A 20,519-nucleotide genomic window follows, 5' to 3' on the forward strand; every position below is an offset into this window, starting at 1 on the left:
TCAAACTCTCCCGGCAAGAATGGGGGACGATTGGCGGTCCTGATCGGCCGCGATCAGCAGCCTTGGGTCACGCGCCAGCCAAATCGTGACTGTCAGCGTCTGGCCGCCATCTCGGCCCGAATGAAGATCCTGCACCTGCTCGACATCAAGCCCCGCCATCTTCAACCAGTCGGAGACGATCTGGTGCGAGAAGCCAAGACGCAGATGCGCATGTTCGTCACGCAGATATTCGAGCCCGTGCGGCGCAAGATCGATGATCACGAGCCGGCCACCGGGCCGCAGCATTCGTGCTGCCTCTGTAACGGCAATTTCCGGCTGATCGAGGAAGTGGAGAACCTGATGGATTGTGATCAGGTCGAAATCCTGCTGCTCGAGCGGTAAATTGAAGATGTCGCCATGGCGGACCGAGGCAGCCGTGATGTTTGCGCGATCGAGATTGGCGCGCGCAACGGCAAGCATGTCGCGGCTGGCATCGATGCCGATCGCCCGCCGATAATGGCCGGCCAGAAGCTGCAGCATACGACCTGTACCGGTGCCGAGATCCAGAAAGGAATCGATAGGCTGCGGTCCGATCAGATCGATCAGGACCTTGTCGACATCCTCATCCGCGGCATGCAATCGGCGCAACTCATCCCATTCGCCGGCATTCCGGCTGAAATAAGCCTGCGCCCGCTCGGCACGAACACGCTTGACGGCGGCAAGGCGCTCGCCGTCACGAAGAAGAACGGCATCGTTTTCACGCGTATGACGCAAAAGTGTACGCGCCAACGTCGCGGCCTTTCCTTCTTGCTTCAGGCGGAAATAGGCCCAGGCGCCCTCTTGATAGCGATCGATCAATCCGGCCTCGCCAAGCAGCTTCAAGTGCCGGGAGATACGGGGCTGCGACTGGCTGAGGATTTCGGTAAGGTCGGTGACGGTGAGATCGCTGGCGATCAGCAGCGCCATCAGGCGCAGCCGCGTCGGCTCGCCGACGGCCTTCAGCACATCAACCACGTCATCCAAGCCGAGCTTTACCAGATCCGTCATTCGACACCCAATCAAGATATAAAGATATCTTTATGTGATTTGAGCTCGATCTGCAAGAGCCAATCGCTCGCGACGTTAATTCGACGTCGGAAATCTGTTAGTTTCTGACGAAAACGGAATATCTGTTTACGCCGAAGGGCAAACAAAAACCCCGGACAAGCCGGGGTTTTCGATGAGTGAAACCGATAGCTTAGCGCGTCAGTCGCTTGTGCGCCTGGCTGCCTGGATTGAGGGCATCGGGGCCAAGGCGGCGGATCTTATCCTGCTCGTAATCTTCGAAATTGCCTTCGAACCATTCGACATGGCCTTCGCCTTCAAAGGCCAGGATATGCGTGGCCAGACGGTCGAGGAACATGCGATCGTGGCTAATGATGATGGCGCAGCCGGCGAAGTTTTCGAGCGCGCTTTCCAGAGCCCCCAGCGTTTCCGTATCGAGGTCGTTTGTGGGTTCGTCGAGCAGAAGTACGTTGCCGCCAGCTTTCAGCATCTTGGCCAGGTGAACGCGGTTGCGCTGACCGCCGGAAAGATTGCCGACCTTCTGCTGCTGGTCGCCGCCCTTGAAGTTAAACGCGCCGCAATAAGCGCGCGAGTTCATGTCGAACTTGCCGAGCTTGATGATTTCGGCGCCGCCGGAGATTTCCTCCCACACGGTTTTATTGCCATCAAGCGCATCGCGGCTCTGGTCGACATAGCTGAGATGCACCGTCTCGCCGATGCGGACCGAGCCGGAATCCGGCTTTTCCTGCCCGGTGATCATCTTGAACAGGGTCGTCTTGCCGGCGCCGTTCGGGCCGATAATGCCGACAATGCCGCCAGGGGGCAGCTTGATGGACAGATCGTTGACCAGCGTGCGGCCTTCGAAGCCCTTGGTGATGCCCTCCATCTCGATCACCACCTGGCCGAGACGCTCGCTGACCGGAATGATGATTTGCGCATCACCGGGACGCTGATTTTCGGCAGCATCCACCAGCTGTTCGTAAGCGTTGATACGCGCCTTGGACTTTGCTTGACGGGCCTTGGGGCTGGAGGCGATCCATTCCTGTTCGCGGCTGATAGCCTTCTGACGACCGGCTTCTTCACGGGCTTCCTGCTGCATACGCTTCGCCTTGGCGCGCAGATAGGCGGAGTAGTTGCCTTCGTAGGGAATGCCACGGCCGCGGTCGAGTTCGAGAATCCAGCCGGTAACATTGTCGAGGAAGTAGCGATCGTGGGTGATCATCATCACGGCACCGGGATAGTCGCGCAGGTGCTTTTCCAGCCAGGCGATGGTCTCGGCGTCGAGATGGTTGGTCGGTTCGTCGAGCAGCAGCAGGTCAGGCTGAGCGAGAAGCAGGCGGCAAAGCGCGATACGGCGGCGCTCACCACCGGAAAGGCTGGTGATTTCGGCATCGCGCGGCGGGCAGCACAACGCTTCCATCGCCATCTCGACCTGACTTTCAAGATCCCAGAGATTCTGGCTGTCGATGATGTCCTGGAGCTTGGCGCCCTCTTCCGCAGTCTCGTCGGAATAGTTCATCATCAATTCGTTGTAGCGATTGAGGATTTCGGTTTTCTTGGCAACGCCTTCCATGACGTTTTCGAAAACCGTCTTGTTGGGATCGAGCTGAGGCTCCTGCGCCAGGTAACCAATGGTCGCGCCTTCGGCCAGCCAGGCTTCGCCAGTATATTCCTTGTCGAGGCCGGCCATGATGCGCAGCACCGTCGACTTACCCGCGCCGTTCGGACCGAGAATACCGATCTTGGCGTCGGGGTAGAAGGAGAGATGGATATTCTCGAGGATCTTCTTGGCGCCATAGGACTTATTCAGTCCGGCCATATGATAAATAAACTGACGTGCCATAGCTTGGGTTACTCCACGGGCGGATAACAGTGTGAATTGTGCCGCTATGTAGGCGAAACCCGGCCCTCGGGCAACGGCGAAACCTTGTCCGAGGGCATTTATCCGTGTCACAAAGCCCTTAAATGCTTATAAACCAGCCGCGTCGACGACGCCGCGATCGCAGCCGAATGATGTGCTGCCGGCGCCCTGGATCAATTTGCCGAGCCTGGGCTCGCTGCCTTTTTGCGGCTCGATCGCATCTTCCGAAAGACCGATGGTGAGTTCCGAAATCATCCTGACATTGCCGACACGGCGGCAGCTCATCTTGATGCGCGCATTGGCGTCCTCGCCGAAACTCTGGTCGAAAGCAGCCTTGATCGACTCGGCGTCGAGCTCCTTGCCGATATTCTTGGCAAAGAGATCGCGCACCGCAGATCCATTGAGCTCGGCAATCAGGCCAGTTGCGATGGAGAAATAATCATCTGCACTAAGCTTCGTGCAGGTGCCGTGCTTGATCCACTCATGCCGCTCCAGTCCGGACTGGGTTCCCGGCATGGCCTTGTCCAACTTCGCCTTGACGTCCTGCGACAGCTGCACGGCCGGCAGATCCTTCCAATCGCGGCCGCGATCTGCCTGCTTCAGATCCTCGGATACGTCGCAATACTCCTGCCGCATCGGCCAGAGGCCATGCAGCGAGAAATTCGTCGCATCGTAATTGCTCGAAGACTGATTGCGGCATTCCGCCTTCTTCTGGTTTGTGGCGCAGAATGCCGGCTCCCAGCTTGCCGCAAGAATAAAGCGCGTGCGGCCGCGGCTATGCTCCTGCGCCATCGCGCCCGCCGCCGTCCCGACCGAAAGAAGTACAACTGCAAATACCCGAAGCAACAGCCTCATTCCCTGCCGCCAACTAGAACATTATAGGAACAAATAAGCAGTTTGATCGACGGCACGCAATCCTGAATCGTAGCGCTCGGAAAGATTTATTTCTGTGCGCATCAACACCTATCCATTGCAATCGGCCGGATGATAACCTTTCGTTCGTAATAGGAGGACCGAATGCATGTTCGCGGATACTGAGCGCCTGAGTAGCCCGACGGGCGCGAAGATTGCCTACCATCATGCGCCGGCGACCGCGGAGGCGCGCGGCATCCTGCTGATATCGCATGGCCTTGCGGAACATGCTCGCAGGTATGAGGCTTTCGCGGATGAGATGGCCGCCAACGGCTTTCACGTCTATGCCCACGACCATCGCGGCCACGGTGACACGACAGCCGACGATGCCCCAATCGGCCGCTTCGCGCGAAGAGGCGGTGTGGCACAGGTCATCGCCGACGTGCTCGCCATGCGCGAGCTTGCCGCAAGCACCCATCCCGGCCTGCCGATCATCCTGTTCGGCCATTCCATGGGCGGATTGATCAGCCTGAACACGGTCGTCACGCATCCGGACAAGTTCGATGCCGTCACGGTCTGGAACTCCAATTTCAATCCCGGCCTCGCCGGCCGTGCCGCTCAGCTCATCCTCAAGACGGAGCGCATGTTCAAGGGATCGGACGTACCGAGTGGGCTGCTGCCGAAGCTGACTTTCGCCACCTGGGGTCGATCGATCGCCAATCGCCGCACCGACTTCGACTGGCTTTCGCGCGACCCCAAGCAGGTGGACGCCTATATCGCAGATCCGCTTTGCGGGTTCGATGCTTCCGTCTCGCTCTGGCTCGACATATTCGAGCTCGCCTTCCGGGCTCCGCAAAAGGATCATCTCGACCGGGTCAGGCGCAGCATGCCGATCCATCTTGTCGGAGGCGGCAAGGATCCGGCAACGGATCATGCGAAAGCGATTTCCTGGCTGTCAAACCATTTGAAACGAGCCGGATTCTCTCATATTACCACCGAGATCTATCCTGACATGAGGCACGAGACGCTCAACGAAATCGGTGCCGAAGAAGCCATTTCCCGCTTCGCCGACTGGTGCAGGAGGGTGACGGCAAACAACTGATTCTCACGGGAATTCTGCAATGAACACCACCAGCGGCTCCTCGGCGCGCTTGCCGCAATCGGAGCTGACCTTCGGTCTGGCAATGATGTTTCTCTCCGTCGTCCTCTCGCCGATCGTCGACATCTTCTCAAAGCTTGCGGCAACCACCATTGCGCCAGCAGAAGTGACCGCCGCCCGCTTCATCTTTCAGGCTCTTTTTGCCCTGCCGATGATGGCCATACGCTGGCAATGGGGCGTATGGACATGGCGCCGCAGCGGCGTTCACGCCATCCGCGCCGCTGTATTGACGCTATCCATGGTGTCGTTCGTGACCACGCTGCAGGTGATGGAGGTGGCTGACGCCATCGCCATCTTCTTCGTGGAGCCGATGATGCTGACGATTCTGAGCAGCATTTTCCTGAACGAAACCATCGGCTGGCGCCGCTATACCGCCTGTGGCGTCGGTTTCTTCGGCGCCATGCTGATCATCCAGCCGAGCTTTCAGGAAGTTGGCTTCGTGGCACTGCTGCCCGTCGTTACCGCGCTCTGCATTGCCGTCTACGTGATGATCACCCGCGTCGTCTCCCACAGCGAGGATGCCTGGTCGATGCAGTTTCAGACTGCCTTGTGGGGCACGGGCTTCAGCCTGATCCTCCTCGCCATCGGCCACGTTACGGGTTCGGCAATCCTTCACCCGGTCATGCCGGATCTGACGGCGATGTTCTATCTCTTCGGTGTCGGAGCCACCGCAGCCGCCGCCGGTATCCTGACGGTCTACGCCTATCGCGCCGTACCGGCCTCGACGCTTGCACCGCTGCAATATTTCGAGATCGTTTCCGCCACCATCTTCGGGTGGCTCGTCTTCGACAATTTTCCGGATGCCATCAAATGGCTTGGTATCTTCATCATCATGGGCTCCGGTCTCTACATCCTCTGGCGCGAGCAGCGCTTTGCTTCCAAGCCCGTATCCGATACATCTGAAACAGCATTCACGCCGTAAGCGAGAGAGCGGATCGACATGACAGACCAGAAGACCAAGAAACCTCCGCTGTCCGGTATTCGCGTCATCGAGCTTGCCCGCGTCCTCGCCGGCCCTTGGGCGGGACAGATGCTGGCAGACCTCGGCGCCGATGTGATCAAGGTTGAAAATCCGGATGGCGGCGACGACACGCGCCAATGGGGGCCGCCCTTCGTCGAGGGCAAGGATGGCGAAAATCTCTCCGCCGCCTATTATCATTCTGCCAATCGCGGCAAGCGCTCCATCATCGCCGATCTCAAGACCGAAGAAGGCCAGGAGTTGGTACGGCGGTTGGTAAAAACGGCTGATGTGGTAATCGAGAATTTCAAGCTTGGCGGCCTCGTCAAATACGGGCTCGATTATGAAAGCCTGAAAAAGATCAATCCAAGGATCGTCTATTGCTCGATCACCGGCTTTGGGCAAACCGGCCCCTATGCCGGGCTGGCAGGCTACGACTACATCGTCCAAGGCATGTCCGGCTTCATGTCGATCACTGGCGAGCCGGATGGCCAACCGATGAAGGCCGGCGTCGCAATCGCCGATATCTTCACCGGCATCTACGCCGTCTCGGCTATCGAAGCGGCCTTGATCCATGCCCTGAAGACGGGCGAAGGGCAGCTCATCGACATGGCGTTGCTCGATGTGCAATCCGCGGTGCTTGCCAATCAGAACATGAATTATGTGATCTCGGGCAAGCCGCCAGTGCGTCTCGGGAATGCCCATCCCAACATCTCGCCTTATGAAGTCGTGCCGACGGCCGATGGCTATCTCATTCTTGCAGTCGGCAACGATGGACAGTTTCGGCGCCTGTGCGCCATTCTCGGCCTAACTACCCATGCCGACGACGAACGCTATGCGACCAACAAGGCCCGCGTCGCCAATCGAAACGACGTCCGCGCCTTCGTCTCCACCGAGACGCTGAAGTGGAACAAGGCTGACCTGCTTCGCGCCTGCGAGGCCAATGCCGTTCCGGCGGGCGCCATCAACACGATCGAGGATATGTTCGCAGATCCGCAGATTGTGGCGCGTGGACTGAGAATCGATCTCGAGGATAGTGCCGGCACCGTCATTCCGAGCGTGCGCACGCCGATCGTGCTCTCGGAAACGCCGCTCACCTATACGCGGCCGAGCCCGCGACTTGGCGAACATCAGGAGGAAGTTCTGGCCGAATTGGCCGAACTGGAGGGAAAGGCAAGCACATGAAGCGAACGGGCGGGCAACTCATCGTCGAGGCACTAAAGGCCAATGGCGTGCAGCGCATTTCCTGCGTGCCGGGCGAGAGTTTTCTCGCCGTGCTCGATGCCCTGCACGACAGCGACATCAAGGTGCTCGTCTGCCGCCAGGAGGGCGGTGCGACGATGATGGCGGACACCTGGGGCCGATTGACCGGCGAACCGGGTATCTGCATGGTCACCCGCGGCCCCGGCGCCACCAATGCGTCTGCCGGCCTTCATATCGCGCGGCAGGATTCGATCCCGATGATCCTGTTCATCGGTCAGGTTCAGCGCGATGCCCGCGAACGCGAAGCCTTTCAGGAGGTGGAATTCCGGCGCGCCTTTACCGAATTCGCCAAATGGGTCGGCGAAATCGATGATGCCGCCCGCATTCCGGAATTCGTCACCCGCGCCTTCGCGGTTGCGACATCGGGACGGCCCGGCCCCGTCGTGCTGACCCTGCCCGAAGACATGCTGCGCGATGAGGTCGAGGCACCGGAAGCGCTGCCCTATGTCCCCGTTGCCGCCCATCCGGGCCGCAACCAGCTTGCTGAGCTCCAGAAGCGCCTCGCGGCGGCAGAGCGGCCGATGGTCATCCTCGGCGGCACGCGCTGGACAGAGGAAGCCGTTGCCGGCATCAGAGAGCTTGCGGAGCGTTTCAAGCTGCCGATCGGCTGCTCGTTCCGCCGGCAGATGCTGTTCGACCATCTCCATCCGAACTATGCCGGCGATGTCGGCATCGGCATCAATCCGGCGCTGACAAAGGAGGTCAAGGAAGCGGACCTGCTGATCCTTCTCGGCGGCCGTCTCTCCGAAATGCCGTCTTCCGGCTATACGCTGGTCGATATCCCCTATCCGCGCCAGCAACTCGTCCACATCCATCCCGATCCTTCGGAACTCGGCCGCGTCTACCGGCCCGATCTGGCCATCTGCGCGAGCCCGGCGGATTTCGTCGCGGCTCTTGCAGATCTCGACACGCCGGCCGAAACGCCCTGGGCCGAACGAACGGAGCGCATGCACGCAGCCTATCTTGCCTGGTCGAAGACGCCGGAAAGAAGCCCTGGTGCGGTCCACATGGGCCGCATCATGGATTGGATCGAAGCCAATACGGCTGATGATACGATCTTCACCAATGGCGCCGGCAACTATGCGACCTGGCTGCACCGCTTCCATCGCTTTCGTCGCTTCAACACGCAGTCCGCACCGACATCTGGCTCGATGGGCTATGGTCTGCCGGCAGCGGTCGCCGCAAAACAGCTCTTCCCCGAGCGCGAGGTGATCTGCTTTGCCGGTGACGGTTGTTTCATGATGCATGGGCAGGAATTTGCGACCGCCGTCCAGTATGGACTGCCACTCATCGCCCTGGTCATCAACAACGGTATGTATGGCACCATCCGCATGCATCAGGAGCGGGAGTATCCCGGCCGCGTCAGCGCCACGGCGCTCGACAATCCGGATTTTGCGGCTCTTGCCCGCGCCTATGGCGGCCATGGCGAAACGGTGAAGACGACGCAAGAATTTGGGCCGGCCTTCGAGCGTGCACGCGCCAGCGGAAAGCCTGCAATCATCGAGATCGCACTCGATCCGGAAGCGATCACACCCTCCCGCACGCTGACGGAAATCGCCCAAACAAAAAGCCGGTGAGCGCGAGCCCACCGGCCTTTGAAAACTACGCCGACCTGACTTAGTCGAGCGCTGCGGTCACAATGAATTCGACCTTGTACTTCGGCGCTGCGAGCTTGGCTTCGCTGGTGGCGCGGGCTGGTGTATTGGCCGGATCGACCCAGGCTTCCCAGGCAGCGTTCATTTCGGCGAAGTATGCGATGTCGGAGAGGTAGATGATCGTCTGCAGGATCTTCGACTTGTTGGTGCCGGCAGCACCGAGCAGACGATCGACTTCAGCCAGCGCCGACTTGCACTGATCGGTGACGCTCTCGCCTTCGCCAACCTGGCCGGCGAGGTAGACGGTGTTGCCGTGGATGACAGCGCCGCTCATGCGGGCGCCAACGTCGATACGCTTGATGCTCATAGTCTTCTCCTGATGTTGTTTTCTGACAGGTGAACAGGGCACACCCATGGCCTGCCCTGCTGGCAAACGGCCGGGTAAAGACCCGTTCAGCCGCGAATGTGATGCGTCTTCTGATAGATCGCCGTCGAGCGTGCGCCGGAACGGCAATAGCCAAGCATTGGCCGTGCAAATTCGTCCAGCGCATCGACCATGCCCTGCACTGCCTCTTCGGTCACGCCCATCGGGCCGACCGGCACGTGGGTGATCTCAAGGCCGAGTTCCTTGGCGCGGGCTTCGATGACGCCAAACGGCGTCTGATCCGGGCTCTCGCCATCGGGGCGATGGCAGACGATGGACTTGAAACCCAGTGCCTTGATCTGGTCGAGATCTTCTACGGCAATCTGGCCGGACACCGAGTATTCATCGTCGATCGGGCGGATATCCATGGTTCATGTCCTCTCTTAAACCGTGGCCTTGATCTACGCCGCGACAGGGCGAGCGTCAACCGCGGCAGGCTCTCAAACAAAGGCAAAGTTGAGCATGAAATTGCGGGCTTCGCCTGGCTTGAGAATATTGAATTCACCCGCCTCCTCCAGCTCGTCGCGCGAGACCCACCGATGCGAAACCGGTTCGATACCGAGCACATGCGCAGGCGCACGCTGGTTGCGCCAAACCTGCAGGAAAGGCAACGTCTCGGTGCCGAAGCGCACTCTCAGCGTCTTTCCTCCTATCGCAGCTATCGGACCAAGACGGACCTCCGCCCCAGCCTCGCTCTTTTCCGAGGCCGGGACGCAGAAAATTCCACCCAGCTCATCACCGAACGTCCAAGGGAAGCCGCCGTTCTCCAGCATTCCGCCCGACAGACGCGTACCCTCGTCAAACCATTTTCCGCCGACATTCATATGATACATGAGAAAGACGGGCATCGCTTCGGTACTCGTATTGACGATCCGATCAGCGAGCGAGACTTCGCCCGTCGCGCCATCGATACGCCAATGACGTTCGAGTTTGGCGGAACGTCCTTCTGCCGTGACGATATCGATATCCGCCCGGCATTCCGCATTGCCGTCCTCGAATTTGGTCCAGAGAATCTTGGCGGGATGCGATGAAAACGAGCCGTGCAGCGGATAGCGCTTCCCTTCGAAGCCCTCCGGCATCGGCTGCGGATGGCGGATATGATCCGGCCCGCATGTGAAGAGGAAGCCCTCCAAGGAATGGTCGATCCGCGGATCGCCATCGTCGGGAATGGCGCGACCGGGCGCAAGATTGTTTCCATCGACGATGCAAGCGCCGATATCCAGCACCGAGCTTTCATCCAGCGTCAGTTTAGGCCCTTTGGCCGCGGAAAAATCCATCATTTCCTCAATACTCCTTTGTCGGCGCCGCCGACATACCCTGTCCCGTGATGACGCGCGGCTGAAATAAACGGTGATTTGGCTTACCGAATGTTAACTTGAAGCCTTGATCACATTATTTTTTATATTTTATTCAGCATGATAATCTAAATTTCCATACTGGCGTCAAAATTGCCATGTGTGTGTCAGCCGAACTGCTACCCAAGGATTCGACAGACGTGAACCGGTTCGTGAAATTGAGTTTCTCCCTGGCAATGACTGCCACGGTGTCTATGCTTGCGCTGACCGACGCGCAGGCTCAGTACTATCGCGCCAATAACCGCGACACCGTTCTTGTCACGCCCGATGGCCGTATTCTTGATCAATATCCCTATGGTGGCGGATATGCCATGGCACGCGACGGGCGTGGACGGCGTGTCCTTGTCGACAGCTATGGGAATGTCGTCGCGACTGAGATGCGCGCCAGCAACTATTATCCCCGCGCGCCCGGCCGCAATGCCAATGCCAATGGCGGCGATGGCTATGGCGACGGAAACCGCTATGGCGACACGCAATTCTCCAACAATGGCGGCTATCGCGACTATCGCCAGTATCGCAACGACGGCTACGGAAACGACGATGGCTACGACCAGCAGGATCGCGATGTCGTCACCGGCGGCATTCCGCGGGATGGCGATATAGAACGTCAGCCTCTGGACGGACAGCCGGCAGCGCCTGGCACGATACCGCGGTCGCAACAGGGCCAGGCCAATCCGGGCGGCGGCGATTACGCCTCGATCGATCCCCAGCAGGAAACGCCCGATATCGTGCGCAAGCCGCCGGCAGAGCCCGTGATCACGCTCAAGGGCAAGTCGAAAATGGAAATTACCGCGCTTGAGGTCTTCCTTGCGCGGCAGGGCATTTCACCCGGCGCTATAGACGGTCGCATGGGTGCGAACGTCACCAAGGCTGTCTATGCCTACCAGCAGATGACCGGCCAGACCCTAGACCCGAACAATACCGATGGCATCCTCGAGCAGCTGCGCCTGTCCGGCGGAATGCCGATCGTCAACTATACAATCACGGCGGCGGATGCGGCCGGACCGTATGTCGCGTCGATCCCGGAAGACTATGCTGCAAAGTCGCAGATGCCGTCGCTCGGCTACACTTCGACGACGGAAATGCTGGCTGAACGCTTCCACATGGACGAAGGCTATCTGAAGGAGCTCAATCCAGGCGTCGACTTCACCGTGCCGGGCAGCACCATCAAGGTGGTCAACACCGGGCCCGGCAAGACAGGCTCGGTGGCCAAGATCCTCGCGGACAAGGGTCGCAAGCAGGTCTTCGCCTATGACGCAAACGGCACGCTGATCGCAGCCTACCCGGCCAGCATCGGCTCCGCCGACACGCCCTCGCCGTCCGGTACGGTGACGGTGGAGCGCGTCGCGTTCAATCCGGGCTATACCTACAACCCGAAGATCAATTTCCAACAAGCCGGCAACGACAAGGTCCTCAACATTCCGCCAGGCCCGAACGGCCCGGTCGGGACGGTCTGGATGGCTCTGTCGAAGCCGACATACGGCATCCACGGCACGCCTGACCCCTCGCGTATCGGCAAGACCCAGAGCCATGGATGCGTTCGTCTGACCAACTGGGATGCGACCGAACTTGCCAAGATGGTCAAGCCGGGCGTCGTCGTCGAGTTCGTCGACTAAACCGACCTTGAACGATAAAAAAGCGCCGCCGGATGAACTGTCCGGCGGCGCTTTCATTTCATGAGCGTTGAAGAGAGGCGGATTGCCGTGCCTCAGACCCAATGGGTCGCATAGACCAGAACGACGGAAAACAGCACCGCGCCCAGAAAGCCGCCGAGAATGATGTTGGCCGTGACACGCGCGCCAATCTTCAACAGTCGGCCGCATATGCCTGCGACGATGATGAAGCTCAGCGTCCCGATAATGCTGGCAACGATATCCGATATAGACAGTCCTGCTGCCAGCAAGGAAACGATGATGCTGCTGATGATCCAGGCCACGGCCAGGACGATGGGTCCTTTCCAGAAACTGGCACGCGCCAATCGGGCTCCAAGCATGCCACCGCAAGCCGCACCGATCGCACCGGCAATAATAATTGCTATCGGTAAACTATCCGAGACACCTGCCGTTTCCATCGCCATCTCCCCTCACCGCGCCAGATCATCTTGAAGCTGCTCATATCGCCGGGTTTCGAAGATCAAAACCAAAACCAAGGCGAGTAGCTCTCAAACGAAAAGTGCCACGCGAGATCGCGTGGCACAATCGATGTTCAACCGAGAACTGAATCTTAGAAGCAGTCGCGAAACAAGGCCTTGGTGTTTTCCAAAGTCATCGGGACGGGATTTCCGCCCGCACTCGGATCTTCGATCGCCATCGCGGAGAGTTCGTCGATGCGATCGGGTGCGATACCCATGGCCGAGAGGCTGTCCGGCACGCCAAGTTCCGAGCGCAGCTGCAGCACGTAGTCATAGAAGCCGTCGAACCCGCCCGAAATACCGAGATAGGCGGCGGCACGGGCAATCTTGTCCTCGATGACCTTGCGGTTGAAGCGCAGGACAGCCGGCATGACGACAGCATTGGTCATGCCGTGATGTGTGTTGTAGACGGCGCCGATCGGATGGGACAGCGCGTGGATAGCGCCGAGGCCCTTCTGGAAGGCGACAGCACCCATGGCGGCAGCGCTCATCATGTTGGCCCGAGCTTCGAGATCGGTTCCCTCACGATAGGCGCGCGGCAGGAATTCCTTGACCAGACGCATGCCTTCCAGCGCGATACCTGCCGACATCGGGTGATAGAAGGGTGAGGAATAGGCTTCCAGGCAATGCGCAAACGCATCCATGCCCGTACCCGCGGTGATCACCTTCGGCATGCCGACCGTCAGTTCCGGATCGGCGATGACGACGCCCGGCAGAAACTTCGGATGGAAGATGATTTTCTTCACATGCGTCGCGGAATTGGTGATGACGCTGGCGCGGCCGACTTCCGAACCGGTGCCGGCCGTCGTCGGTACAGCTACGATCGGCGCGATGCCTTCGACGCTGGCACGGGTCCACCAGTCGCCGATGTCTTCGAAATCCCACACCGGTCGGGTCTGTCCGGCCATGAAGGCGACGCACTTGCCAAGATCGAGACCGGAGCCGCCACCGAACGCGACGACGCCATCATGGCCGCCATCCTTGAAAGCTTTTACGCCAGCTTCGAGGTTCTTCTCATTCGGGTTCGGATCGACATCGGCAAAGAGAGCCCGACCGAGACCTGCATCCTCCAGAATATCGAGCGCGGTCTTGGTAATCGCCATCGAAGCAAGTCCCCGATCGGTGACCAGGAGCGGCTTCTTCATGCCCAGGCTCTTGCAGGCGTCCGCCAACTCCTTGATGCGGCCACGGCCGAGCTTGAAGGCGTTCGGATAGCTCCAATTGGCTGAGATATTGCTCATGCTGTTACTTTCTTCAGGTGATAGGATTTCGGACGCGTCAGGTTGTGGAAGCCGATGATGGAAAGCGAACCGCCGCGACCGGTTTCCTTGACGCCGGTCCAGCACAGCGCGGGATCGAGATAGTCGGCGCGGTTCATGAAAACGGTGCCGGTTTCGATCTCGCGACCGATGCGCGAGGCGCGCTCGACATCCTTGGTCCACAGCGAAGCCGTCAGACCATAGGGGCTGTCATTCATCAGCTCCAGTGCTTCCGCATCGCTCTTCACCTTCATGATACCGACGGCCGGACCGAAAGTCTCTTCGCGCATAAAAGCCATCGAATGATCGACGTTGACGAGGATCTGCGGCGCGAGATAGGCGCCACCGTCATCGGCCGGGAACAGCTTTGGATCAACCAGCGCCTTGGCACCCTTGGCAACCGCATCGGCGATCTGCTCACGCACCACCTTGGCGAAACGCTTGTGCGCCATCGGTCCAAGCGAGGTCTCAGGGTCAAGCGGATTGCCGAGCTTGTAGTTCGAAACCCAGGCGACTGACTTCTCGACAAAACTGTCGTAAAGCGATTCATGCACATAGATGCGCTCGATGCCGCAGCAGCATTGGCCAGAATTGAAGGTCGCACCATCCATCAGCGTGTCGACGGCGGCGTCGAGATCGGCGTCTTCCATGACATAGCCCGGATCCTTGCCGCCAAGCTCGAGGCCGAGGCTGGTAAAGGTGCCGGCCGCAGCACGCTCGATCGAGCGGCCACCTTCGACGGAGCCGGTGAAATTGACGAAGTTGAAGCTTCCGGCTGCGATCAGCGCCGACGTTGTTTCATGATCGAGGAAGATATTCTGGAAGACATCGGCGGGAACGCCGGCCTCGACGAAAGCCTGCACAAGCCGCTCACCAACCACCAACGTCTGGCTGGCATGCTTGAGGATGACGGTATTGCCGGCCATCAACGCTGGAGCAACCGTGTTGATCGCCGTCATGTATGGATAGTTCCAGGGCGCAATGACGAAGACGACGCCATGCGGCTCGCGCTCGATCCGGCGAGCGAAATTGGCGCTGTCTTCGACGACCAGCGGCGCAAGGGCGTCGGCAGCGATCGAGGCGACATAATTGGAGCGCTCGTTGAAGCCGCGATATTCGCCGCCATACTTGATCGGCCGGCCCATCTGCCAGGCAAGCTCCGGCACGACGACATCGGCCATCTCGTTCAACCGGGCAACACCCTTCAGCACCAGCTGGACACGATCCTCCAGCGGACGGCGCGCCCAATCCTTTTGCGCCTTGCGGGCACGCGCCACGACTTCCTTGGCGGCTTCCAGCGACAGCGCCGGGCGCTCGGCATAAACCTCTCCGTTAACCGGGGAGACGCATGTGATCATGGTCATGATCGAATTCCTGTTTTCTTGGTCATCAAATTGATTGCCGGATGTTGCACAACCTGTGGCCGCATTCAAAGCGGAAATATCAGGCAAGCGTGCCATCCTGGCGCCCCTGCCCGATCATGAAATGAAAATCGGACAAGGACGGCTTGCAAAAGCCTTACGCCCTTTCGAATCCGCGCGCCACTTCCCAATCGGTGATGCGACGATCATACTCTTCCTGCTCCCATTCGGCAGCGCGGGTATAGTGATCGATCACGTCATCGCCGAAAGCCGCACGCAGCATTTTCGAATTGGCCAAGGCCTCTGTTGCACCGCGCAGCGTGCGCGGTATCTCGCGAACCTCGCGTGCGCCATAGGCGTCACCGACGAAGGGAGCTTCCAGTTCGAGCTTGTTCTCAATACCGTCGATGCCTGCGGCAATCAGTGCCGCAAAAGCGAGATAGGGATTGAGGTCGGAGCCGCCGACGCGGCACTCGATGCGGATGCTCTTCGTGTCGGCACCGCACAGGCGATAACCAGCCGTGCGATTATCCGTACTCCAGATCGCCTTGGTGGGCGCGAAGGTGCCGGCGACGAAGCGCTTGTAGGAGTTGATATAGGGTGCCAGGAAATAGGTGATTTCGCTGGCATGCGTCAGAAGGCCGGCGACGTAATGCCTCATCATCGGCGTCATGCCGTGTTCTTTCTCCTTGTCGAAGAAGAGCGGAGTCTTGCCGTCAGCGCTCCAGAGCGATTGATGGATATGGGACGAACTGCCGGCAGCGCTATAATTCCACTTCGCCAGGAAGGTAATGGCTTTGCCCTTCGACCAGGCAATCTCCTTGCAGCCGTTCTTGATGATTGCGTGCCGGTCTGCCATCGTCAGCGCGTCGGCGTAGCGGACGTTGATTTCCTCCTGGCCGGCAGAGGCCTCGCCCTTGGAGTTTTCGACCGGAATATCGGCGCCCTGCAGACCCTTGCGGATCGCCCGCATCACATCCTCTTCCTTTGTCGTCTGGAAGATGTGGTAATCCTCATTATAACCACTGACGAGATTGAGATTGCGATAGCCGGTTTCGCGGGCGCTGTCGTAGCTCTGATCGAAGAGGAAGAATTCGAGCTCGGAAGCCATATAGGCCTTCATGCCCATCGCCTCCAGGCGCTTGACCTGTTTCTTGAGAATAGCGCGCGGCGAATGTGCGACTTCCTCGTGCGTGTGATGGTCGAGCACGTCGCAGAGAACAAGCGCTGTGCCTTCCAGCCACGGAATGCGCCGCAGCGTGGCAAGATCGGGCTTCATCGTATAGTCGCCATAGCCCTTCTCCCAGCTCGTCGACTTGTAGCCAGAAACGGTCTCCATCTCGATGTCGGTTGCTTGCAGATAGTTGCAGCTATGCGTTTCCTTCCACGCGCTTTCGACAAAGAACTCTGCCTGGAAGCGTTTGCCCATCAAGCGACCCTGCATGTCCACCTGACATGCCAGAACCGTATCGATGCGCCCCTCGGCCACATCTTTTTTGAGGTCGTCGAACGTATAGCTGGTGGTCATGATGATTCCGCCTGAAAAATAGAAAATGATCGGCTGCTGGCGTTATCCGAGACATCGCGCCAAGCCACTCGTCAATGTGGTAGGGCTGCCGCTGCAGCCCTACCAGCGTGATGATGAACGAAGATCAGGCCTCGCCGACTGCTCGTTCGGCAGCCGCGATGTCAGCCTGCCGCTTGGCGATCACGTCGCCGATCGGCGGTCCCTGGAAGCGGCGCTTCTCGAAGGCGAACCAGACGATCGCGGTCAGCACCAGGAAGCCGATGGTAATATAGAGCGCCCATTCGTTCGGCGGCTGCACACCGATGATGAAGATGATCGCCATGGCGATAATCACCAGTACCGAAACGAACTTGTACGTGCCGATACCCATATTCCACGGGCCCATCTTCGGCCACTTCGCGGTTCCGATCGCCTTGATGCCGAGCGCGATCGGCACGGCGAACGAAAGGAAGAGGAAGATGACCGTGCACGAAACGACGATCGTATAGGCCGAAGAACCGGCGATCGTGACGAGCGAAGCTCCCCACACGAAGAGGACCGCGAGAATGGCCGCCGTCCAGATGGCCACCGACGGCGTGCGGAACTTCGGGCTGACGCTGGCGAGCGATTTCGAGAAAGGCAGGCCGCCGTCACGCGAGAAGGCATAGATCATGCGTGATGCGGAAGTCACGGTCGCAAGACCGCACAGCAACTGCGAAATGAAGATCGCCACATAAAGAATATTGGCGACGATCGGATTCGTGACGCTGTTGATCGTCCAGAAGAAGACGTTCCAGCCCTGCTTCGAGGCCTCATTCATATCCGGGATCGCAAGCAGGAACGCGAGCAGCATGATGTAGCCGAAGAACGACGACCACCATACGGAGGAAACCATGCCGCGCGGCACCGAACTCGATGCCTTCACCGTTTCTTCAGACGTGTGCGCCGAAGCGTCGTATCCGGTGATCGTATAGATCGGCAACAACAGGCCGAGCGCGAAGACATACCAGACGTTTTCCGTCTTCGGCCAAACCGAAGCATCGCCTTCAGGCGTTCCTGAGTAATTGGTGAAAGTCCAGATACGGCTGATATCCCAGCTCTTGATGCCGAAAAGGCATACGATGATCAGCGCGATCGCCGCGGCGAAGATCAGGTAGCCGGACATATCCGTCAGCTTTGCGGTGAGCTTGATGCCGAAGTGGTTGATCAGCGCTTGCAGGCCGGTGATGACGGCGACGAAAATGATCTGATTGGCAAAGCCGGCCGACGTGGTCGTATCCGTTGCAATGCCGAACCAGCCGGCGATGGAGCCGCTGAAGAAGCCCCAGGTCCCGACGTTGATCGCGCCGAGCACGGTGATAAGGCCGAGAAGATTGAGCCATGCCGTCAGCCAGCCGGTGAACCGGTTCCCGAGGATTGAGCCCCAGTGATAGAGACCGCCGGCCGTGGGATAAGCGGACGAAATCTGCGCCATGGAGAGCGCAAAGACACCTGAAATGAGGCAGCCGAGCGGCCAGCCGATACCGATCGCAGCACCGCCTGCGCCCGATGTTGCCTGCGCCAGCGAGTTAATGCCGCCAGATAGAATGCAGATGATGGAGAAGGAAATAGCGAAGTTCGAGAATGAACTCATGCGCCGTTCCAGCTCTTGGGCATAGCCCATGGAATGCAGGATCTGGACATCCTGTTTCTTGTCTAAGTCTGTGTAGTCAGACATGCCATTCCCCCTAAAGCCCGGCCTTCCGCGGGATTGCGGAAAACCATGTATCGCATTGGCCGCAAGCTCTTTGCTCTACGGCCTGATCGCAGTTGAACTGCTCCCCGGGGTCATTTTGTTTTATGCTCAGGCGTCCAGACTGCTCTGGAGAAGCCCCGTCAGATAATCGGCCACGACCCCTTGGCCGACGTCGTCTCGAATGAGGTCGTTGCGGACCTCGATCATTACATTATGCAATCCGTTGGCCAGCCCATGCAGCTTGAGCGTATGGGTGACGCCGTCTTCAGGCCCATAAGGCTGGTTGCGTTCAGTCTGATAAAGCGGCGCTTCCGCCGCGGCCTCCAGCATGCGATCGGCCAGCCAACGGTCGTCGTCATGCAGAATGCCAAGCTCCACGGCACGCGCTTTGCCATTGTAGATCGGCGTGAAGCTGTGGATTGTCACGATCACGGTTTTTTGTCCGCGCGCCGCCCTTTCCTTCAGAAGCGCCCGGATACGATCGTGAAACGGTCTGTAGAGACCGTCCGTGCGGGCTTGCCTGTCGTCCTCGGCAAGATGCTGGTTGCCGGGGATCGTATAAATCTCGCTGGTTTCCGGCATTGCGCCGGCACTTTCCGGCGGTCGGTTGCAATCGTAAATCAGGCGCGAAAAACGCTGGAACACCAGCGTCGCGTTCAAGCTTGCCGATATGTTCCTTGCAACCGCGAGTGCGCCCGGGTCCCACGCAATGTGACTGGAAAGAGCTTCGTCCGACAAACCGAGATTGCCGAAGCGCTCCGGCAAGTCACGGGACGCATGCTCGCAAACGAGCAATACGGTGCTCTTTCCGTCGGGCCTTTCGACCGCAACACAATCCCCGTCAGCTTTCGTCAAAATGCCTTGCTGTGCAAGCATCCGAGACGCCCCATCGCCGATTAATAAAATCTTTATAAGAAAAGAATTCTTCAGCTTTTGATCGCTGTCAACCGCAAACTGAAATTATTTCTTCATTTGTGACATTGACTCGAAATATGACAGCGTTGTTATATCCTGAAAGGTAGGCGGCATAAGACCGCTCCGGGGAGCAAAAATCGAGTGAACAATGCGTCGAAGACAGTTTCTGACGTCATCAATGCGCGCTTCGAAACGTTGACGCGCGCCGAAAAGCAGCTGGCTAAGAGTCTGCTCGACAATTATCCCGTCTCCGGACTGGGCAGCATCACGACCGTCGCTGAAAATGCGCGCGTATCCACGCCGACTGTGGCGCGCATGGTGCAGAAGCTCGGCTATAAAGGTTATCCGGATTTTCAGGCGCATCTCCACCTGGAGGTGGAAGCGACCATTTCCAATCCGCTGACCAAACACGACCGCTGGGCCTCGAAGGCGCCGGGAACACATATCCTCAATCGATTTGCCGATGCCATCATGGGCAACCTGCGTCAGACCCTGTCTGACATCGATGTTGTCACATTCGACAGCGTTGCCACCCTGCTATCAGAAAGAAAACGCGGCCTTTATTTCGTGGGCGGCCGCATCACGGGATCGCTTGCCGAGTATTTCTTCACCCACATGCAGGTTATCCGCCCGAACACGACGCTGCTTTCATCCAATTCCAGCACCTGGCCGCAATATGTTTTGAATATGAATCCCGGCGATCTGATCGTCATATTCGACATCCGACGCTACGAGCAGGAAATGGTCAATCTGGCTGCCGCCGCACGCCGCCGCGGCGCGGAAATCATCGTCTTCACCGACCAATGGGCGACGCCCGCAGCAAAGCATGCCAAGCACACGTTTCGCGTGCAGATCGAGGCGCCGTCCGCCTGGGATTCATCGGTTGTCACTCTCTTCATCGTCGAGGCCCTGATCGAAGCCGTGCAAAGCTCGACATGGGATGAAACGAGCGAGCGCATGAAAACGCTGGAAGGCCTTTTCGAGCAGACAAAATTATTTCGTAAGCTGAGCTAAGGGGAACGAAAGCACAAAATTGCGGGCCATGAAGCTGTGCGAAATGGAGCGACTGTCACACTTGTCGATTAGAAGCAAATCAACCGCGTTGTTAGTAATCACAACGC

18 protein-coding genes are annotated in these 20,519 nt (G+C 58.8%); 6 read left to right on the forward strand and 12 right to left on the reverse strand.

Features of this window, described 5'->3' with window-relative positions:
- From HGP17_RS06915 to HGP17_RS06925, 3 genes are all read right to left on the reverse strand, one after another.
- On the reverse strand, nucleotides 1-1,026 hold the full coding sequence (locus HGP17_RS06915) for a metalloregulator ArsR/SmtB family transcription factor (RefSeq protein WP_168807172.1): 1,026 nt from the start codon (nucleotides 1,024-1,026) through the stop codon (nucleotides 1-3).
- Nucleotides 1,027-1,216: 190 nt separating this feature from the next.
- On the reverse strand, nucleotides 1,217-2,866 hold the full coding sequence (gene ettA, locus HGP17_RS06920; RefSeq protein WP_168807174.1) for an energy-dependent translational throttle protein EttA: 1,650 nt from the start codon (nucleotides 2,864-2,866) through the stop codon (nucleotides 1,217-1,219).
- Between the two features lie 126 nt (nucleotides 2,867-2,992).
- Nucleotides 2,993-3,739, reverse strand: coding sequence for a ribonuclease (locus tag HGP17_RS06925; protein ID WP_168807176.1), 747 nt, complete (start codon nucleotides 3,737-3,739; stop codon nucleotides 2,993-2,995).
- Between the two features lie 166 nt (nucleotides 3,740-3,905).
- Here HGP17_RS06925 and HGP17_RS06930 point away from each other — a divergent pair, with 166 nt between their 5' ends.
- The 4 genes from HGP17_RS06930 to HGP17_RS06945 are packed head-to-tail and all read left to right on the forward strand — an operon-like array spanning nucleotide 3,906 to nucleotide 8,693.
- Nucleotides 3,906-4,838 carry an alpha/beta hydrolase gene (locus HGP17_RS06930; RefSeq protein WP_168807177.1) on the forward strand — a complete coding sequence of 311 codons (933 nt, stop codon included), beginning with the start codon at nucleotides 3,906-3,908 and terminating at the stop codon, nucleotides 4,836-4,838.
- 19 nt (nucleotides 4,839-4,857) lie between these two features.
- Nucleotides 4,858-5,817, forward strand: a complete 960-nt coding sequence (locus HGP17_RS06935) for a DMT family transporter (protein WP_168807178.1) — start codon at nucleotides 4,858-4,860, stop codon at nucleotides 5,815-5,817.
- Nucleotides 5,818-5,835: 18 nt separating this feature from the next.
- A complete protein-coding gene (locus HGP17_RS06940) occupies nucleotides 5,836-7,038 on the forward strand; it encodes a CaiB/BaiF CoA-transferase family protein (protein WP_168807179.1) in 1,203 nt (400 codons plus the stop codon).
- Nucleotides 7,035-8,693 (forward strand): thiamine pyrophosphate-binding protein, encoded by a 1,659-nt coding sequence (locus tag HGP17_RS06945; protein WP_168807180.1) that lies wholly within the window; start codon nucleotides 7,035-7,037, stop codon nucleotides 8,691-8,693. The genes HGP17_RS06940 and HGP17_RS06945 overlap by 4 nt, the downstream gene beginning before the upstream one ends.
- Before the next feature lie 40 nt (nucleotides 8,694-8,733).
- Here the strand turns inward: HGP17_RS06945 and HGP17_RS06950 are convergent, their stop codons facing one another.
- The 3 genes from HGP17_RS06950 to HGP17_RS06960 form a co-directional block, all read right to left on the reverse strand.
- Complete coding sequence (locus HGP17_RS06950) at nucleotides 8,734-9,078, reverse strand: RidA family protein (RefSeq protein WP_168807181.1); 345 nt, start codon at nucleotides 9,076-9,078, stop codon at nucleotides 8,734-8,736.
- An 86-nt stretch (nucleotides 9,079-9,164) separates the two neighbouring features.
- Nucleotides 9,165-9,503 carry a TIGR01244 family sulfur transferase gene (locus HGP17_RS06955; RefSeq protein ID WP_168807182.1) on the reverse strand — a complete coding sequence of 113 codons (339 nt, stop codon included), beginning with the start codon at nucleotides 9,501-9,503 and terminating at the stop codon, nucleotides 9,165-9,167.
- A 72-nt stretch (nucleotides 9,504-9,575) separates the two neighbouring features.
- Nucleotides 9,576-10,415 carry a DUF4432 family protein gene (locus HGP17_RS06960; RefSeq protein ID WP_168807183.1) on the reverse strand — a complete coding sequence of 280 codons (840 nt, stop codon included), beginning with the start codon at nucleotides 10,413-10,415 and terminating at the stop codon, nucleotides 9,576-9,578.
- Nucleotides 10,416-10,684: 269 nt separating this feature from the next.
- Between HGP17_RS06960 and HGP17_RS06965 the strand changes: the two genes are divergently transcribed.
- A complete protein-coding gene (locus HGP17_RS06965; protein WP_246703991.1) occupies nucleotides 10,685-12,106 on the forward strand; it encodes a L,D-transpeptidase in 1,422 nt (473 codons plus the stop codon).
- Nucleotides 12,107-12,198: 92 nt separating this feature from the next.
- Here the strand turns inward: HGP17_RS06965 and HGP17_RS06970 are convergent, their stop codons facing one another.
- The 6 genes from HGP17_RS06970 to HGP17_RS06995 form a co-directional block, all read right to left on the reverse strand.
- Nucleotides 12,199-12,561 carry a hypothetical protein gene (locus tag HGP17_RS06970; protein ID WP_168807187.1) on the reverse strand — a complete coding sequence of 121 codons (363 nt, stop codon included), beginning with the start codon at nucleotides 12,559-12,561 and terminating at the stop codon, nucleotides 12,199-12,201.
- A 152-nt stretch (nucleotides 12,562-12,713) separates the two neighbouring features.
- Nucleotides 12,714-13,862, reverse strand: coding sequence for an iron-containing alcohol dehydrogenase (locus HGP17_RS06975; protein ID WP_168807189.1), 1,149 nt, complete (start codon nucleotides 13,860-13,862; stop codon nucleotides 12,714-12,716).
- The gene (locus HGP17_RS06980) at nucleotides 13,859-15,244 is read right to left on the reverse strand and encodes an aldehyde dehydrogenase family protein (protein ID WP_168807191.1); all 1,386 of its coding nucleotides are present in this window, start codon (nucleotides 15,242-15,244) and stop codon (nucleotides 13,859-13,861) included. The genes HGP17_RS06975 and HGP17_RS06980 overlap by 4 nt, the downstream gene beginning before the upstream one ends.
- A 154-nt stretch (nucleotides 15,245-15,398) precedes the next feature.
- Nucleotides 15,399-16,769 carry a glutamine synthetase family protein gene (locus tag HGP17_RS06985; protein WP_168807193.1) on the reverse strand — a complete coding sequence of 457 codons (1,371 nt, stop codon included), beginning with the start codon at nucleotides 16,767-16,769 and terminating at the stop codon, nucleotides 15,399-15,401.
- A gap of 124 nt (nucleotides 16,770-16,893) precedes the next feature.
- Nucleotides 16,894-18,465, reverse strand: a complete 1,572-nt coding sequence (locus HGP17_RS06990) for an amino acid permease (protein WP_168807195.1) — start codon at nucleotides 18,463-18,465, stop codon at nucleotides 16,894-16,896.
- Nucleotides 18,466-18,591: 126 nt separating this feature from the next.
- Nucleotides 18,592-19,359 carry an N-formylglutamate amidohydrolase gene (locus tag HGP17_RS06995; protein WP_168807197.1) on the reverse strand — a complete coding sequence of 256 codons (768 nt, stop codon included), beginning with the start codon at nucleotides 19,357-19,359 and terminating at the stop codon, nucleotides 18,592-18,594.
- A 180-nt stretch (nucleotides 19,360-19,539) separates the two neighbouring features.
- On the opposite strand from HGP17_RS06995, the gene HGP17_RS07000 reads away from it, so the two are divergent.
- Entirely contained in the window at nucleotides 19,540-20,412 is an 873-nt protein-coding gene (locus HGP17_RS07000; protein WP_168807199.1) for a MurR/RpiR family transcriptional regulator, read from the forward strand.
- The last annotated feature ends 107 nt before the right edge of the window (nucleotides 20,413-20,519 follow it).

The organism is Rhizobium sp. P38BS-XIX, assembly GCF_012641435.1.
In the GTDB taxonomy this organism is placed as follows: Bacteria; Pseudomonadota; Alphaproteobacteria; order Rhizobiales; family Rhizobiaceae; genus Rhizobium.

Excerpts from the sequence above, each read along its gene's own strand:
- HGP17_RS06915 (WP_168807172.1), bottom strand. The coding sequence starts at position 1,026 with ATGACGGATCTGGTAAAGCTCGGCTTGGATGACGTGGTTGATGTGCTG.
- HGP17_RS06970 (WP_168807187.1), bottom strand. The coding sequence starts at position 12,561 with ATGGAAACGGCAGGTGTCTCGGATAGTTTACCGATAGCAATTATTATT.
- HGP17_RS06985 (WP_168807193.1), bottom strand. The coding sequence starts at position 16,769 with ATGACCACCAGCTATACGTTCGACGACCTCAAAAAAGATGTGGCCGAG.
- HGP17_RS06980 (WP_168807191.1), bottom strand. The coding sequence starts at position 15,244 with ATGACCATGATCACATGCGTCTCCCCGGTTAACGGAGAGGTTTATGCC.
- HGP17_RS06965 (WP_246703991.1), top strand. The coding sequence starts at position 10,685 with ATGCTTGCGCTGACCGACGCGCAGGCTCAGTACTATCGCGCCAATAAC.
- HGP17_RS06975 (WP_168807189.1), bottom strand. The coding sequence starts at position 13,862 with ATGAGCAATATCTCAGCCAATTGGAGCTATCCGAACGCCTTCAAGCTC.
- HGP17_RS06995 (WP_168807197.1), bottom strand. The coding sequence starts at position 19,359 with ATGCTTGCACAGCAAGGCATTTTGACGAAAGCTGACGGGGATTGTGTT.
- ettA (WP_168807174.1), bottom strand. The coding sequence starts at position 2,866 with ATGGCACGTCAGTTTATTTATCATATGGCCGGACTGAATAAGTCCTAT.
- HGP17_RS06990 (WP_168807195.1), bottom strand. The coding sequence starts at position 18,465 with ATGTCTGACTACACAGACTTAGACAAGAAACAGGATGTCCAGATCCTG.
- HGP17_RS06950 (WP_168807181.1), bottom strand. The coding sequence starts at position 9,078 with ATGAGCATCAAGCGTATCGACGTTGGCGCCCGCATGAGCGGCGCTGTC.
- HGP17_RS06940 (WP_168807179.1), top strand. The coding sequence starts at position 5,836 with ATGACAGACCAGAAGACCAAGAAACCTCCGCTGTCCGGTATTCGCGTC.
- HGP17_RS06925 (WP_168807176.1), bottom strand. The coding sequence starts at position 3,739 with ATGAGGCTGTTGCTTCGGGTATTTGCAGTTGTACTTCTTTCGGTCGGG.
- HGP17_RS06955 (WP_168807182.1), bottom strand. The coding sequence starts at position 9,503 with ATGGATATCCGCCCGATCGACGATGAATACTCGGTGTCCGGCCAGATT.
- HGP17_RS06945 (WP_168807180.1), top strand. The coding sequence starts at position 7,035 with ATGAAGCGAACGGGCGGGCAACTCATCGTCGAGGCACTAAAGGCCAAT.
- HGP17_RS06960 (WP_168807183.1), bottom strand. The coding sequence starts at position 10,415 with ATGATGGATTTTTCCGCGGCCAAAGGGCCTAAACTGACGCTGGATGAA.
- HGP17_RS06930 (WP_168807177.1), top strand. The coding sequence starts at position 3,906 with ATGTTCGCGGATACTGAGCGCCTGAGTAGCCCGACGGGCGCGAAGATT.
- HGP17_RS06935 (WP_168807178.1), top strand. The coding sequence starts at position 4,858 with ATGAACACCACCAGCGGCTCCTCGGCGCGCTTGCCGCAATCGGAGCTG.